Here is a 14,748-nt window from a genome sequence, read left to right as displayed (position 1 = left end):
GGAGGGGCGCGGCCCGCGCTGTGCCAGAGAGGGCGCTTCGTGGCCGATTCCGGCAACCCCAGCCAGACCCCAGACCCGTCCGACCAGAAGGCCTACGACGCCAGCGCGATCCAGGTGCTGGAGGGCCTCGACGCCGTCCGCAAGCGCCCGGGCATGTACATCGGCTCGACCGGTGAGCGCGGCCTGCACCACCTCGTCTACGAGATCGTCGACAACTCCGTCGACGAGGCGCTCGCGGGCCACGCCGACACCATCGGCGTCACGATCCTGGCCGACGGCGGCGTGCGGGTGGTGGACAACGGCCGCGGCATCCCGGTCGGCATCATGCCGGGCCAGGACAAGCCCGCCGTCGAGGTGGTGCTGACCGTCCTGCACGCGGGCGGCAAGTTCGGCGGCGGCGGCTACGCGGTCTCCGGCGGTCTGCACGGCGTCGGCATCTCGGTGGTGAACGCGCTCTCCACCCGCCTCGCGGTGGACATCAGCACCGACGGCGCCCGCTGGACGCAGGAGTACAAGTCCGGTGCCCCGGTCGCCCCGCTGGCGCGGCACGAGGAGACCGGGGAGACCGGTACCACGGTCACCTTCTGGGCCGACCCGGACATCTTCGAGACCACCGTCTACTCGTTCGAGACGCTCTCCCGGCGCTTCCAGGAGATGGCCTTCCTCAACAAGGGCCTGACCATCGCGCTGACCGACGAGCGCCCCGAGCACCTGGACGAGGAGGGCAAGCCGCTCTCCGTCACCTACCGGTACGACGGCGGCATCGCGGACTTCGTGGCCCACCTCAACTCCCGCAAGGGCGAGGTGATCCACCCCTCGGTGATCGACTTCGAGGCCGAGGACAAGGACAAGCGGATCTCCGCCGAGATCGCCATGCAGTGGAACTCGTCCTACACCGAGGGCGTGTACTCGTTCGCCAACACCATCCACACCCACAGCGGCGGCACCCACGAGGAGGGCTTCCGCGCCGCGCTGACGGGTCTGGTGAACCGGTACGCGCGCGACAAGAAGCTGCTCCGCGAGAAGGACGACAACCTCTCCGGCGAGGACATCCGCGAGGGCCTGACCGCGATCATCTCGGTCAAGCTCGGCGAGCCGCAGTTCGAGGGCCAGACCAAGGACAAGCTCGGCAACACCGAGGCCAAGACCTTCGTGCAGAAGGTGGTCAACGAGCACCTGGCCGACTGGCTGGACCGCAACCCGAACGAGGCCGCGGACATCATCCGCAAGTCCGTCCAGGCCGCCAGCGCCCGGGTCGCCGCCCGCAAGGCCCGCGACCTGACCCGGCGCAAGGGCCTGCTGGAGTCCGCCTCGCTGCCCGGCAAGCTCTCGGACTGCCAGTCCAAGGACCCGGCCGAGTGCGAGATCTTCATCGTCGAGGGCGACTCGGCCGGCGGCTCCGCCAAGCAGGGCCGCGACCCGCGCACCCAGGCGATCCTCCCGATCCGCGGCAAGATCCTGAACGTCGAGAAGGCCCGGATCGACAAGGTGCTGCAGAACACCGAGGTCCAGGCGCTGATCTCGGCCTTCGGCTGCGGCATCCAGGAGGACTACGACGCGGACAAGCTGCGGTACCACAAGATCGTGCTGATGGCCGACGCCGACGTCGACGGACAGCACATCCGCACCCTGCTGCTGACCCTGCTGTTCCGCTTCATGCGCCCGCTGGTCGAGGCCGGGTACGTCTACCTGGCGATGCCCCCGCTCTACAAGATCAAGTGGGGCCGGGACGAGTTCGAGTACGCCTACTCCGACCGCGAGCGCGACGCGCTGATCGCGGCCGGCGTCGAGGCCGGCCGCCGACTCCCCAAGGACGACGCGATCCAGCGCTTCAAGGGCCTCGGTGAGATGAACGCCGAGGAGCTGCGCGTCACCACCATGGACACCGCGCACCGCCTGCTGCTCCAGGTCACCCTGGAGGACGCCGCCCGCGCCGACGACCTGTTCTCCGTCCTGATGGGCGAGGACGTCGAGGCCCGCCGGTCCTTCATCCAGCGCAACGCCAAGGACGTCCGCTTCCTGGACGTCTGACGTCCGCCCAGGATCGTTGAAAGGAAACTGACCACCAGTGGTCGACGACAACCGTCCGGACGGCGGCGAGCAGCCCGAGGACAGCACCACCCCCATCCAGAGCGGCAACCGGGTCGAGCTCATCGAGCTTGAGACCGAGATGCAGCGCTCCTACCTCGACTACGCGATGAGCGTCATCGTCTCGCGCGCCCTGCCCGAGGTCCGCGACGGCCTCAAGCCGGTGCACCGGCGCGTGCTCTACGCGATGTACGACGGCGGCTACCGGCCCGAGAAGGGCTACTACAAGTGCGCCCGCGTGGTCGGCGACGTGATGGGCAACTACCACCCGCACGGCGACACCTCGATCTACGACACCCTGGTCCGCCTCGCCCAGCCCTGGTCGATGCGGATGCCGCTGGTCGACGGCAACGGCAACTTCGGCTCCCCGGGCAACGACCCGGCCGCGGCGATGCGCTACACCGAGTGCAAGATGATGCCGCTCGCGATGGAGATGATGCGCGACATCGACGAGGAGACCGTCGACTTCGCCGCCAACTACGACGGCCGGCAGCAGGAGCCGACCGTCCTGCCCGCGCGGATCCCCAACCTGCTGATCAACGGCGCCACCGGCATCGCGGTCGGCATGGCCACCAACATCCCGCCGCACAACCTGCGCGAGGTCGCCTCCGGCGCGCTCTGGGCGCTGGAGCACCCCGAGGCGTCCAACGAGGAGCTGCTGGAAGCCCTGATCGAGCGGATCAAGGCCCCCGACTTCCCGACCGGCGCGCTGATCGTCGGCCGCCGCGGCATCGAGGACGCCTACCGCACCGGCCGCGGCTCGATCACCATGCGCGCCGTGGTCGAGGTCGAGGAGATCCAGGGCCGCCAGTGCCTGGTGATCACCGAGCTGCCGTACCAGGTCAACCCGGACAACCTCGCCCTCAAGATCGCCGACCTGGTCAAGGACGGCCGGATCGCCGGCATCGCCGACGTCCGCGACGAGTCCTCCTCGCGCACCGGCCAGCGCCTGGTCATCGTGCTCAAGCGGGACGCGGTCGCCAAGGTCGTGCTCAACAACCTGTACAAGCACACCGACCTGCAGACCAACTTCGGCGCCAACATGCTGGCCCTGGTCGACGGCGTGCCGCGCACCCTCTCGCTGGACGCCTTCATCCGGCACTGGGTCTCCCACCAGATCGAGGTCATCGTCCGCCGGACCACCTTCCGGCTGCGCAAGGCCGAGGAGCGCGCGCACATCCTGCGCGCCCTGCTCAAGGCGCTCGACCAGATCGACGCCGTGATCGCCCTGATCCGCGCCTCGGAGAGCGCCGAGGCCGCCCGCACCGGCCTGATGCAGCTGCTCGCCATCGACGAGCTGCAGGCCAACGCCATCCTTGAGATGCAGCTGCGCCGGCTGGCCGCCCTGGAGAGCGCCCGCATCCTCAGCGAGCACGACGAGCTCCAGGCCAAGATCAACGAGTACAACGCGATCCTCGCCTCGCCCTCCCGGCAGCGCGAGATCGTCTCCGAGGAGCTCACCGCGATCGTCGAGAAGTACGGCGACGAGCGGCGCTCCACCCTGATCCCCTCCGACGGCGACCTCTCGATCGAGGACCTCATCGCCGAGGAGGACATCGTGGTCACCATCACCCGCGGCGGCTACGTCAAGCGCACCCGCTCCGACCTCTACCGCTCGCAGAAGCGCGGCGGCAAGGGCGTGCGCGGCGCGCAGCTGAAGCAGGACGACATCGTCGACCACTTCTTCGTGACCACCACGCACAACTGGATCCTGTTCTTCACCAACAAGGGCCGGGTCTACCGCGCCAAGGGCTACGAGCTGCCCGACGCCGGCCGCGACGCCCGCGGCCAGCACGTGGCCAACCTGCTGGCCTTCCAGCCGGAGGAGCACATCACCCAGGTGATGGCCGTGCGCACCTACGAGGACAAGCCGTACCTGGTCCTCGCCACCCGCGGCGGCCTGGTCAAGAAGTCCCCGCTCAAGGACTACGACTCGCCCCGCTCCGGCGGCCTGATCGCGATCAACCTCCGGCAGGACGAGGAGGGCAAGGACGACGAGCTGATCGGCGCCGAGCTGGTCTCCGCCGACGACGACCTGCTGCTGATCTCCAAGAAGGCCCAGTCGATCCGCTTCAAGGCCACCGACGAGGCGCTGCGCCCGATGAGCCGGGCCACCTCCGGAGTGAAGGGCATGTCCTTCCGCGAGGACGACGAACTGCTCTCGATGAACGTGGTGCGGCCCGGCACCTACGTCTTCACCGCCACCGACGGCGGGTACGCCAAGCGGACCTCGGTTGACGAGTACCGTGTCCAGGGACGCGGTGGTTTCGGTATCAAGGCGGCGAAGATCGTCGAAGGCCGGGGCTCGCTGGTCGGTGCCCTGGTGGTCGAGGAGAGCGACGAGATCATGGCCATCACGCTGTCCGGCGGCGTGATCCGGACCAGGGTTTCCGAAGTGCGTGAAACCGGACGTGACACCATGGGCGTCCAACTGATCAACCTCGGTAAGCGCGACGCGGTGGTGGGCATGGCCCGCAACGCGGAGGCCGACGAGGAGGAGGGCGCGGACGACGCCGTCGAGGAGACGGAGTCCGCGGCCGCCACCGAGCAGGACGCGGCCGGCGCGCCCGACCAGGGCTGACGCACGGACGCACACCGCGGTGCCCGCCCCGCCGCCGGCGGAGCGGGCACCGCGGGCTGACCGCGGGCCACCCGGGCCCGCGGAGCAGGAGCACAAAACGGACCAGGGCGGCACGATCGCCCTGGCGAACGGTTCGGGAGGACCACGGTGAGCGGAGCCACGGGTGCTGGAGGTGCCACGGGCGGCCTGGCAGGCGGGCAGCAGGCTTACGGCGGCCCGACCCCGCCCCCGCCGCCCAGCACTCCGCCCGCGGGTGGTTTCTCCCAGCCGACCACCTACGCCAAGGGCCAGCCCACCCCGCCGCGCGGCACCCGGGTGCCGGGCGCTCCCGGGGCTCCCGGCGGCCCCGGCCAGGGCGGCGGCGGCCAGTCCCGCCGTCCCGGCGGCGGCCCCGGGCCGTCCACCGGCGGCGCCGGCCGCACCCGCAGGGCCCGGCTGCGGGTCACCAAGGCCGACCCGTGGTCGGTGATGAAGGTCAGCTTCCTGCTGTCGCTGGCCCTCGGCGTGATCATCATCGTGGCGGCCGCCGTCCTCTGGATGACCCTCGACGGCCTCGGTGTCTTCTCCTCGCTGAGCGACACCCTGAAGGACGTCACCGGCAGCGGCTCGGACAGCTCCGGCGCCTTCGACCTGATGGACTACATCGGGTTCGGCAAGGTGATGCTCTTCACCGTGCTGATCGCCCTGGTCGACATCGTCTTGATGACCGCCCTGGCCACCCTCGCCGCGTTCATCTACAACTCGGCCGCGGGCTTCACCGGCGGCATCGAACTGACCCTCGCCGAAGAGGACTGACCCGCGGCCGGTCCGGCGGAATTCCCGGGGCCCCGGAGGCTGTTGAAGCCTCCGGGGCCCTTCGCCGTACCCGGGGGCAATCGGGTGACCGCCCGGTGCACCGGGATTGGCGTTCCGGCCCGCAGAGCACAGATGGAAGAACGGGAACGGTCCGGCGGGCCGCCCGGCCGCCTGCGGCGGCCACCGGGCGATCCGGCGGGCACGACTGGTCGGAGGGTCCGTCATGGCGCAGCACGCACAGCAACTGGTCGGCGCGGTGGAGGAGTTGCTCGGCCGCCCGATCCCCCTGCGGGTGCGCGCCTGGGACGGCTCCCAGGCCGGTCCGCCCGGCGCCCCGACCGTCGTGCTGCGCAACCGCCGCGCCCTGCGCCGCCTGCTCTGGGCCCCCGGCGAGCTCGGCCTGGCCCGCGCCTACGTCGCCGGGGACCTCGAAGTCGGCCCCGACAGCGACCTGTACGAGGTGCTGGCCGCCGTCGCCGCCTTCGCCGAGGACCCCAGCGCCCCCCGTCCGCGGATCGGCCCCCGCGAGTACCTCGGCGCCCCCGGCCGCCGCCTGCTGGCCGCCGGCCTGCGGCTGGGCGCGGTCGGCCCGAACCCCGCTCCCCCGGCCGAGGAGGTCCGGCACCGCCGCGGCCGGGCCCACAGCCGCCGCCGGGACCGCGCCGCGATCAGCCACCACTACGACGTCGGCAACGACTTCTACCGGCTCGTGCTGGGCTCCACCATGGTCTACTCCTGCGCCTACTGGGAGCCCGCCGCCAAGAGCCTGGAGGACGCCCAGGCCGCCAAGCTGGACCTGATCTGCCGCAAGCTCGGTCTGCGCCCCGGCATGCGCCTGCTGGACGTCGGCTGCGGCTGGGGCTCCCTGGTGCTGCACGCGGCCCGCCACTACGGCGTGACGGCGGTCGGCGTCTCCATCTCCACCGAGCAGGTCGAGCTGGCCCGCCGGCGGGTCGCGGAGGCCGGCCTGGCCGACCGGATCGACATCCGGCTCCAGGACTACCGGGAGGTGCCCGACGGCCCCTTCGACGCCGTCTCCAGCGTCGGCATGGCCGAGCACGTCGGCTCCGCCCAGTACCTGGTCTACGCCCGCCGGCTGTACGAGCTGCTGGCCCCCGGCGGCCGCCTGCTCAACCACCAGATCGCCCGCCGCCCGCTGCCCCCCGGCGAGGAGTACCGGCTCTCCCCCTTCATCGACCGCTACGTGTTCCCCGACGGCGAGCTCTCCCCGGTCGGCACCACGGTCTCCCGGCTGGAGGAGGCGGGCTTCGAGGTCCGCGACGTCGAGGCGCTGCGCGAGCACTACGGCCGCACCCTGCGCGAGTGGGTCGCCAACCTGGAGGCGCACTGGCCCGAGGCGGTCGCCCTGGTCGGCCGCGGCCGGGCCCGGGTCTGGCGGCTCTACATGGCCGCCTCCGCCGTCTCCTTCGAGCAGAACCACATCGGCGTGAACCAGGTCCTGGCCGTCCGCCCCACCCCCGCGGGCGCCTCCGGCCTGCCCCCGACCCGCCCGCAGTGGCTCGACGGGGCCGTCGAGGCCGCTGAGCAGCACCGTCCGGAGGACGCCCGGGATGCGGATTTGGGAGATCGGCCGTCGGTCCGCTAATCTTTCAGTGCGGCAAGGGCCTATAGCTCAGACGGTTAGAGCGCTTCCCTGATAAGGAAGAGGCCACAGGTTCAAGTCCTGTTAGGCCCACCGGCGCGAAGGCCCCGATCACCTGGTGATCGGGGCCTTCGACGTGTTCCGCCCCGTGACCTCCCGGCCGCCCGCTCGTTGGGCCCGGTGCGCAGAGGCAACACAGGGTGAGCTGACTCGAAACCGATGTGAAGTCGTGGATGGCCGGCCGACAGAGCCGGTCACTGGGTGACGTGGGACGTAGCGCGGCCTCTGCTCCGGTCGGCGGATGATCCGGCCCCGCCCGCCCCGGGCACCCGGGCGGTTCCCACGTCATGTCTTCATTCACCCTGTGAGGCGACCCATGTCCATGGAAGCCGCGCTGCTCGAATCCAGGACGCTCCGAAGCGGCCTGTGCGAGCGCACCGAAGTCCTCGACGAGGTCAAGGCCCTCGTCCTGCTGCCCGACGGGCTGTACGTCACCACGCGGATGGTGGCGGACTACTTCGAGGTCGGCGAGAAGACCATCCGGACCCTGCTCCGGCGCCACCGGCAGGAACTGGAGAGCAACGGGTACACCGTGCTCAAGCCTGTGGATAACCCCGAGAACCAGAGCTTCAACATGAAACTCTGGCAGGTCAACGACACCGAAGGAGGTGACGGAACCCCCTACGTCCCCGCCCCGCCTGTGGACAACCCCTACGGTCGCCCGCAGGGCGGTGGCAACGGCGTGGCCCTCTACTCGCGGCGGGCCGTGCTGAACGTCGCGATGCTGCTGCGGGACAGCGAGGTGGCCCGGCGGGTGCGCGGGCGGCTGCTGGACGCGGTGGAGGAGGCGGCCCGGCCGGTGGTGCAGCCGCCGGTGGTGCACGCGTTCCGGGCCCGGCCGTGGCGGCGGTGGAGCGAACTGCGCTGGGACGAGTACGAGGCGGGTCGGCGGAGCCCGGCGGTGGCGGCCTGGCGGCGGCGGATCGACGGTCTGGAGCCGTTCGGGGCGTACCCGCCGGAGGAGGACGGGCCGGTGGTGCCGCCGTACGTCGAGGAGCCGGAGTACGCGTTCACGCTGGAGGACCTGCCGATGGTGGTCGGGGGCCTGGTGGTGTCGGTCGGGTCGATCGAGCGGCGGCTGGAGGCGCAGGGGGTGCTGATCACCGCGATCGGTGAGCGGATCTCCCGGCAGGAGACCCGGATCGACGCGATGGACGCCCGGCAGGCGGTGATGGACGCCCGGCAGGACGCCCTGGCCGAGGACGTCCGGGCGATCCGCCGGGACGTGGCCCACCTGCTGCGGGGGCGGCGGCGCCGGCGGTAGCCGGAGGGTCCGGGCGCGCCGCCGGGCGGGAACGGCGGCGCGCCCGGGCGCGTTGCCGGGGCATGAGCGTCTTCTGGGCGATGAGCCTGCCGGGCCTGGTCTGCGCGCTGGTGGTGCTGGCGTTCGTGGACCAGGTCGCGCTGCGGGCCAGCCGGAGCCGCTGGGTGCCCTGGCGCGGGACGGGCCGGGAGGGACAGGTCGCGGCGACCGGGTTCGAGCAGCTGCACGCCCAGTTCGCGGCCGGGAAGCAGGCCGAGCTGGAGCAGCGGAGGACCACGCTGATGCTCCGGGACGAGGACGGCGAGGGCGCCCCGCCGCGTTCGACGGTGGACCTGGACGGCGGTCTGGCGGTGCTCCGCGGGGTGGACCGGCGGTCGGACGATCGCACTGATGGTGGGGCGTCAAAGCCGGTCGCGGATCGGTCGGTTGGCGGTGGCGGGGGCCGCTCTTGAACGGGTTACCGGTGTGTATCATCGGCCCCAGGGCGGTCTGCACCCTGACCGCTGGTTCGTTCTCACACATTCAAGCAAGCAAGAAGGACGAGGTCCCACGGTGAAGAAGCTCCTCCTGGTCGCCCTGGTCGCCCTCGGCGGCTTCTTTGTCTACCGTCAGGTCCAGGCGGACCGCGCCGAGCAGGACCTGTGGACCGAGGCGACCGACCCGGTCCCGGCCGGCCGCTGAGCGCCGACTGGCGAAGTCTTCTCGGACCGGCCCGCGGAGCACGGGCCGCGGCCGGTCCGAATCCCGCGTGGGCGGCTGCCCGGGAGCGGGTAGGCTATCCCCGTTGCTCGGGGCCTTAGCTCAGTTGGTAGAGCGCTGTCTTTGCATGGCAGATGTCAGGGGTTCGACTCCCCTAGGCTCCACGATCACCGAACGGCCCCCGACCCGGTACTCCGGGTCGGGGGCCGTTCCGTCTGCGCACGCGCGGGCCGGGGCGCGCTCAGTGCGGCTTGCGCGGGTCGTGCGGCTTGGGGCGGTCGTCGTCGGCGTGCTCGGGGCCGGCGTGCTCGGGGCCGGCGTGCTCGGGGCCGGCCGACCGGTCGTCGGCGGCGTCGGGCTCCTCGTGCGGGACGGAGCCGTTCAGCACCGCTCCGCCGACCGGGGCGCCGGCGGCGCTGCCGGGGGTCGGCGCGCTCGCGGCGGGGGCGCCGGTGGAAGCCCCGGTGGACGCGTCGGCCGCGGGGGCGGGCGAGGCGCCGGCCGGGACGGCGTCCGGCGGGGTGACCGGCGCCGGGGGTTCGGTCAGCCACTCCGGGTTGTTCTGCTTGCGGTACCACTGCCAGGCCAGCACGCCGGTGCCGACCGCCAGGGTGCCGGCCACCGCGAGGCCGGTGGCCCAGCCGTTGCGGTGCTGCTTCTTGGCGTTCTTCGCGGCCAGCGCGCCGATCTCGGCGGCGCTGACGTTGCCGTGCAGCGCGGTGACGGCGGCGGCGCCGCGGTTCTGCGCCTCCTGGGCGATCGGGGTGACGGTGTCCTTGGCGGCCTGGAAGGTCTCGGCGACCTTGGGCACCACGGTGGCCCTGGCCTGTCCGGCGGCCTGCCCGGCCGACAGCTTGGCGGCCAGGGCGGCCTCCTGGGCCCGGTGGACGGCCCGGAGCGCGGCCTTCTGGGTCTCCGGGGGGAGGCTGGTGAAGGCGTGCTCCAGGTGCGGGGCGAGGTGCTTGACGTACTGCACCCGGGCGACCTGCGCGGCCTGGCCGGCGCCCGCCTTGGCCTGTGCCCCGGCGGCCGCGGCCTTCGGGCCGAGCGCCTCCAGCCTGGGGCCGAGCGCCTGCCTGGCCTCCTCCGCGTAGTGCAGGGCGGCCTCCTTGGCGGAGACGGCGTAGGGCGCGACGGCGTCCTTCGCCCGTCCGGCGGTCTCACGCGCGGTGTCCGTACGGCTCACGGGCTTCTCCTTCTCGGCGGGTGTCCGGCGTTGTCCGGTCTGCACCTTTCCACCTGATAGGAGATCATGCCTCGGGCCCGCCCGCCGGGCACCTTCGGCTGAGCCGTCCGCGAGCCGCGTGGGATGATTCCTCGGATAGTCAGTAGAAAACAGGAAGGTACGTCTCGTGGCCCAGGAACTCACCGCCACCCTGAAGACCAACCACGGTGACATCGTGGTCCAGCTCTTCCCGAACCACGCGCCGAAGACCGTCGCCAACTTCGTGGAGCTGGCCGAGGGCACCCGCGAGTGGAAGAACCCGGAGACCGGCGAGCTGGCCGCCAAGCCGCTGTACGACGGCACGGTGTTCCACCGGGTCATCGAGGGCTTCATGATCCAGGGCGGCGACCCGCTGGGCAACGGCACCGGCGGCCCGGGCTACAAGTTCGCCGACGAGTTCCACCCGGACCTCGCCTTCACCGAGTCCTACCTGCTGGCGATGGCCAACGCGGGCCCGGGCACCAACGGCTCGCAGTTCTTCATCACGGTCGCCCCGACCACCTGGCTGACCGGCAAGCACACCATCTTCGGCGCGGTCACCGACGAGGCCAGCCGGAAGGTCGTGGACGCGATCGCCACCACCGCCACCACCAAGCCGTACGACCGCCCGGTCCAGGACGTGGTGATCCAGCAGGTGGTCGTCTCGCGCGGCTGAGGCCCGCTCCGCGTCGGCCCTCCCCGCGGGGGCCGCGCGCAGTAGCCTGGGCGGTCCCGGCGGTGCCCCGTCCTCGACGGCGGGCGGCGCCGGGACCGTTTCGTTGAGGAGGAAGAGCGGCGATGCATCCGGAGGAGCCCGTGCGGCCGACGTCGGCGGACGGCCAGGGGCGGGGGAGCGGGTTGCCCGGCTGCTACCGCCACCCCGAGCGGGAGACCGGGGTGAGCTGCGCCAGGTGCGGGCGGCCGGTCTGCCCGGAGTGCATGGTGCCCGCCGCGGTGGGCTTCCAGTGCCCGGACTGCGTGCACGGCGCCGACGCCCGGCAGGAGCGGACCCGGCAGCGGCCCAGGACCTCGGCCGGGGCGCTGCTGGCGATCGGCGACGGGGCGCTGGTCACCAAGGTGCTGATCGGCATCAACCTGGCGGTGTTCCTGCTCACCCAGTACCTGGCGCCCGACTGGCAGCTCCGGCTGGGGATGGTCAGCGGGGCGTCGGTGTGGGGGGCGCGGGCCGGTGTGGCCGAAGGGCCGGCGGAGTGGTACCGGCTGCTGACCGGGACGTTCGTGCACGGCGGGCTGCTGCACGTCGCGATGAACATGTTCTCGCTCTGGGTGCTCGGACCGCAGTTGGAGCGGGTGCTCGGCCGGCTGCGGTTCCTGGCCCTGTACCTGCTGGCCGGGCTGGCGGGCAACGCGTTCGCCTACCTGCTGATCGGTCGGGACATGTTCACGGTCGGGGCCTCCGGCGCGATCTTCGGCCTGCTGGGGGCCACCGCGGTGCTGTTCAAGGTGACCAGGACGCCCATGCAGCCGGTGATCGCGCTGCTGGTGGTCAACCTGGTGCTCACCTTCGCCCTGAACGGGAACGGCCAGGCCGGGGCCGACACGATCACGATCGACTGGCGCGCGCACGTCGGCGGCCTGGTGATGGGCGCGGCCGTGGCCGTCGGCATGTTCTACGCCCCGCGGGAGCGCCGGAACCAGGTGCAGGGGCTGACGGTGGCCGGTGGGCTGGTGCTGATCCTGCTGATGCTGCTGGTCGGGACGGCGCGCCTGCCGGGGTGAGGTTGTCCACAGGCGGCGGGCGCCGGGTGCGCCCGCCGATTGGATTTCCCGGCTCTACGCGCGTTATGCTGCTGCGTTCCGAGTTATCCACAGGCAGGGCGAAGTTTTCCCCACTGTGGACAACCCTGTGGATAAACGTTCGGACGCTCCGTCACGACCCGGCTCCGGGCAGCCCGGCCACCGCTCCGGCGCGGCGGCCGGAGCGGTGCGGGGCGGGTGCTGCGGGGACGGATCGGGCCGGGGCCCGCCGGGCGGTTCGGCCCGGCGTCACTTCCACTGCGTGGAGACGCCGAAGCCCGCGGCGATGAAGCCGAAACCGGCCAGGATGTTCCAGTTGCCCCAGCTGCCGATCGGCCAGTCACCACTGGTCACGTAGTAGGTGACGATCCAGACCAGGCCGACCAGGAAGAACACCAGCATCAGTGGTGCCACCCAGCTCCGGCCGGAACTGATCTTCACGGCCGTCGCGGTGCTCGGAGGCGGCGTGTAATCGGCCTTCTTGCGGAGTCGAGACTTCGGCACGAGGGGTTCTCCTGTCGATGCGCTGTGACCGCGCGGGTGGGTCAGCGTGGGCGGGCGGCAAATGGTGGGCCGGTCCGTACGGTTGGTCCTCCGCACATGCCACCGGCGTCCGTTAGCGTAGTGGCTCGCCGGGTCATAAGGAGATAAGGGTACGGTGCCTGATTCCACGATTTCTTCGCCGTCCCCCGCTCCGCGCCCCCGGCGTGGGCGAATTGTCGGACGTGCCCTGACCTGCACCGTCTTCGCGCTCGCCGGTTTGCTGTTCTACGTCAGCGCGGAGACCGCGCACGGCACCGATCTGCGCACCGACAACTCGCTGCTCAAGCTGAGCGACGTCATACAGCAGCGCTCCACTCAGAACCAGCAGCTGTCCGAGCAGGTCTCCGCCGACCGGGACCGGGCCGACCGGCTGGCCCAGCAGCAGGGGCAGAGCCCGGACGACGCCGCCCGGCTGGCCGAGCTGCAGCAGGCCGCCGGACTGGAGGGGCTGCGCGGGCCCGGGCTGACCGTCACCCTGGACGACGCCCCGCCGAACGCCACCGCGCGGATCCCGGGCGTCCCCGAGCCGGACGTCAACGACCTGGTGATCCACCAGCAGGACATCCAGGCGGTGGTCAACGCCCTGTGGCGGGGCGGCGCCGAGGGGATCCAGGTGATGGACCAGCGGCTGATCTCCACCAGCGCGGTGCGCTGCGTCGGCAACACCCTGCTGCTGCAGGGCCGGGTCTACTCGCCGCCGTACGTGATCCGCGCGGTCGGGAGGAGCGAGGCGCTGCGCTCCGCGGTGGACGACGACCCGACCGTCCGCAACTACCTGGGCTACGTGGCCGCCTACGGGCTGGGCTGGAAGGTCCAGGAGAGCGGGGACCTCTCGCTGCCCGGCTACACCGGATCCGCCGACCTGCGGGCCGCCTCCGCCCCCTGACCCCGCCCCGGACCGCCCCGGACCCACCGCGATCCGCCCGTTGCGCGGATACCCTCCTGGGCCGGGGGGCCGGGCGTCTACGCTTGTGCAGACCCGAATCACCGAGGAGCACCATGTACGGCTGGATCTGGCGGCATCTCCCGGGCCCCGCGCCGGTCCGCGCGCTGATCGCCCTGCTGCTCGTCCTCGGGGTGGTCTACGTCCTGTTCCAGTACGTCTTCCCGTGGGCCGAGCCGCTGCTCCCCTTCGGGAACGTGACGGTGGATCAGGGCAACGGCGGCTGAGCCCGGCACCGTTCCGAGCCCCTCCGTCCTCCGACGCACCCGCATCCCAGGAGTAGCGATGACCTCCGCCGGCAGAACGCCCCGGATCCTCGTGGTCGACAACTACGACAGCTTCGTCTTCAACATCGTCCAGTACCTGTACCAGCTGGGCGCGGTCTGCGAGGTGGTCCGCAACGACGAGCTGACCGTGGCCGACGCCCGGCCGCGGTCCGGCGACGAGGGCTACGACGGGGTGCTGCTCTCCCCCGGGCCCGGTACGCCGGAGGAGGCCGGGGTGTGCGTGGAGATGGTGAACCACTGCGCCCGGACCGGACTCCCGCTGTTCGGGGTCTGCCTGGGCCTGCAGTCGATCGCGGTCGCGCACGGCGCGGTGGTCGGGCGGGCGCCCGAACTGCTGCACGGCAAGACCTCGCCGGTGCTGCACGAGGACGGCGGCGTCTTCGCGGGCCTGCCCTCGCCGCTGACCGCGACCCGCTACCACTCGCTGGCGGTCGACCCGGCCACCGTGCCCGCCGAGCTGGTGGTGACCTCGCGCACCGACAGCGGCGTGATCATGGGTCTGCGGCACCGCGAACTCCCGGTCGAGGGCGTCCAGTTCCACCCGGAGTCGGTGCTCACCGAGGGCGGCCACCGGATGCTCGCCAACTGGCTCGCCGAGTGCGGATACCCGGAGGCGGTGGACCGCTCGGCGGGCCTCGCCCCGGTCATCGGCCGGAGCTGACGCGGTGACCGCCGTGCGCCCGGAGGGGGGCGTTCCCGAGGAGCTGGGGGAGCCGGAGCAGTGGGGCGTCTACGAGCCCCCCGCCGAGCAGACCCTGAAGCTGCGGCTGTCCGACGCGTCCGGCGCCGGGTCGGACGTCGAGCCCGGACCGGAGCCGATATCCGGGCCGGCCGCCGCGGCTTCAGGGTCTGCTCGGCGGGGGGCTCGTAGACGCCCCACTGCTCCGGCTCCCCCAGCTCCTCGGGAACGCCCCCCTCCGGGC

14 protein-coding genes and 2 tRNA genes are annotated in these 14,748 nt (G+C 72.0%); 14 read left to right on the top strand and 2 right to left on the bottom strand.

Annotation, left to right across the window (positions count from 1 at the left end; genetic code table 11):
- The first annotated feature begins 39 nt into the window (after positions 1-39).
- The 9 genes from gyrB to ACWEO5_RS27010 all read left to right on the top strand — a co-directional run bounded on the left by gyrB (position 40) and on the right by ACWEO5_RS27010 (position 9,254).
- Positions 40-2,031: a DNA topoisomerase (ATP-hydrolyzing) subunit B gene (gyrB, locus tag ACWEO5_RS27050; protein ID WP_452164836.1), complete on the top strand. Its 1,992-nt coding sequence runs from the start codon at positions 40-42 to the stop codon at positions 2,029-2,031.
- 37 nt (positions 2,032-2,068) lie between these two features.
- A complete protein-coding gene (gene gyrA, locus ACWEO5_RS27045) occupies positions 2,069-4,669 on the top strand; it encodes a DNA gyrase subunit A (RefSeq protein WP_452164835.1) in 2,601 nt (866 codons plus the stop codon).
- A gap of 147 nt (positions 4,670-4,816) precedes the next feature.
- On the top strand, positions 4,817-5,464 hold the full coding sequence (locus tag ACWEO5_RS27040) for a DUF3566 domain-containing protein (protein ID WP_452164834.1): 648 nt from the start codon (positions 4,817-4,819) through the stop codon (positions 5,462-5,464).
- A 223-nt stretch (positions 5,465-5,687) separates the two neighbouring features.
- Complete coding sequence (locus tag ACWEO5_RS27035) at positions 5,688-7,070, top strand: class I SAM-dependent methyltransferase (protein WP_452164833.1); 1,383 nt, start codon at positions 5,688-5,690, stop codon at positions 7,068-7,070.
- 16 nt (positions 7,071-7,086) lie between these two features.
- Positions 7,087-7,160 (top strand) — tRNA-Ile (locus ACWEO5_RS27030).
- 283 nt (positions 7,161-7,443) lie between these two features.
- The gene (locus ACWEO5_RS27025) at positions 7,444-8,391 is read left to right on the top strand and encodes a hypothetical protein (protein ID WP_452164832.1); all 948 of its coding nucleotides are present in this window, start codon (positions 7,444-7,446) and stop codon (positions 8,389-8,391) included.
- A 62-nt stretch (positions 8,392-8,453) separates the two neighbouring features.
- The gene (locus ACWEO5_RS27020; protein WP_452164831.1) at positions 8,454-8,843 is read left to right on the top strand and encodes a DUF6191 domain-containing protein; all 390 of its coding nucleotides are present in this window, start codon (positions 8,454-8,456) and stop codon (positions 8,841-8,843) included.
- 100 nt (positions 8,844-8,943) lie between these two features.
- Entirely contained in the window at positions 8,944-9,072 is a 129-nt protein-coding gene (locus tag ACWEO5_RS27015) for a DLW-39 family protein (protein WP_014137031.1), read from the top strand.
- Between the two features lie 109 nt (positions 9,073-9,181).
- Positions 9,182-9,254, top strand: a tRNA-Ala gene (locus tag ACWEO5_RS27010).
- A gap of 77 nt (positions 9,255-9,331) precedes the next feature.
- Here ACWEO5_RS27010 and ACWEO5_RS27005 read toward each other — a convergent pair.
- Positions 9,332-10,276 carry a DUF5324 family protein gene (locus ACWEO5_RS27005; protein WP_452164830.1) on the bottom strand — a complete coding sequence of 315 codons (945 nt, stop codon included), beginning with the start codon at positions 10,274-10,276 and terminating at the stop codon, positions 9,332-9,334.
- Between the two features lie 166 nt (positions 10,277-10,442).
- Here ACWEO5_RS27005 and ACWEO5_RS27000 point away from each other — a divergent pair, with 166 nt between their 5' ends.
- Both ACWEO5_RS27000 and ACWEO5_RS26995 read left to right on the top strand, forming a co-directional pair.
- The gene (locus ACWEO5_RS27000; protein WP_452164829.1) at positions 10,443-10,970 is read left to right on the top strand and encodes a peptidylprolyl isomerase; all 528 of its coding nucleotides are present in this window, start codon (positions 10,443-10,445) and stop codon (positions 10,968-10,970) included.
- Positions 10,971-11,092: 122 nt separating this feature from the next.
- The gene (locus ACWEO5_RS26995; protein ID WP_452164828.1) at positions 11,093-12,034 is read left to right on the top strand and encodes a rhomboid family intramembrane serine protease; all 942 of its coding nucleotides are present in this window, start codon (positions 11,093-11,095) and stop codon (positions 12,032-12,034) included.
- 267 nt (positions 12,035-12,301) lie between these two features.
- On the opposite strand, the gene crgA is transcribed toward ACWEO5_RS26995, so the two are convergent.
- Entirely contained in the window at positions 12,302-12,556 is a 255-nt protein-coding gene (gene crgA, locus ACWEO5_RS26990; RefSeq protein WP_344559009.1) for a cell division protein CrgA, read from the bottom strand.
- A 154-nt stretch (positions 12,557-12,710) separates the two neighbouring features.
- Between crgA and ACWEO5_RS26985 the strand changes: the two genes are divergently transcribed.
- From ACWEO5_RS26985 to ACWEO5_RS26975, 3 genes are all read left to right on the top strand, one after another.
- The gene (locus ACWEO5_RS26985; protein WP_452164827.1) at positions 12,711-13,481 is read left to right on the top strand and encodes a DUF881 domain-containing protein; all 771 of its coding nucleotides are present in this window, start codon (positions 12,711-12,713) and stop codon (positions 13,479-13,481) included.
- Positions 13,482-13,594: 113 nt separating this feature from the next.
- A complete protein-coding gene (locus tag ACWEO5_RS26980) occupies positions 13,595-13,765 on the top strand; it encodes a hypothetical protein (RefSeq protein WP_033254177.1) in 171 nt (56 codons plus the stop codon).
- Positions 13,766-13,823: 58 nt separating this feature from the next.
- Positions 13,824-14,486 carry an aminodeoxychorismate/anthranilate synthase component II gene (locus tag ACWEO5_RS26975; protein ID WP_344559006.1) on the top strand — a complete coding sequence of 221 codons (663 nt, stop codon included), beginning with the start codon at positions 13,824-13,826 and terminating at the stop codon, positions 14,484-14,486.
- The last annotated feature ends 262 nt before the right edge of the window (positions 14,487-14,748 follow it).

The organism is Kitasatospora sp. NPDC004272, from assembly GCF_053603035.1.
This window is presented reverse-complemented; position numbering and strand designations above follow the sequence as displayed.

Bases quoted from the DNA above. Each gene is read 5' to 3' on its own strand.
- ACWEO5_RS27035 (WP_452164833.1), top strand. From the start codon at position 5,688: ATGGCGCAGCACGCACAGCAACTGGTCGGCGCGGTGGAGGAGTTGCTC.
- ACWEO5_RS27025 (WP_452164832.1), top strand. From the start codon at position 7,444: ATGTCCATGGAAGCCGCGCTGCTCGAATCCAGGACGCTCCGAAGCGGC.
- ACWEO5_RS27020 (WP_452164831.1), top strand. From the start codon at position 8,454: ATGAGCGTCTTCTGGGCGATGAGCCTGCCGGGCCTGGTCTGCGCGCTG.
- ACWEO5_RS26995 (WP_452164828.1), top strand. From the start codon at position 11,093: ATGCATCCGGAGGAGCCCGTGCGGCCGACGTCGGCGGACGGCCAGGGG.
- ACWEO5_RS26980 (WP_033254177.1), top strand. From the start codon at position 13,595: ATGTACGGCTGGATCTGGCGGCATCTCCCGGGCCCCGCGCCGGTCCGC.
- ACWEO5_RS26975 (WP_344559006.1), top strand. From the start codon at position 13,824: ATGACCTCCGCCGGCAGAACGCCCCGGATCCTCGTGGTCGACAACTAC.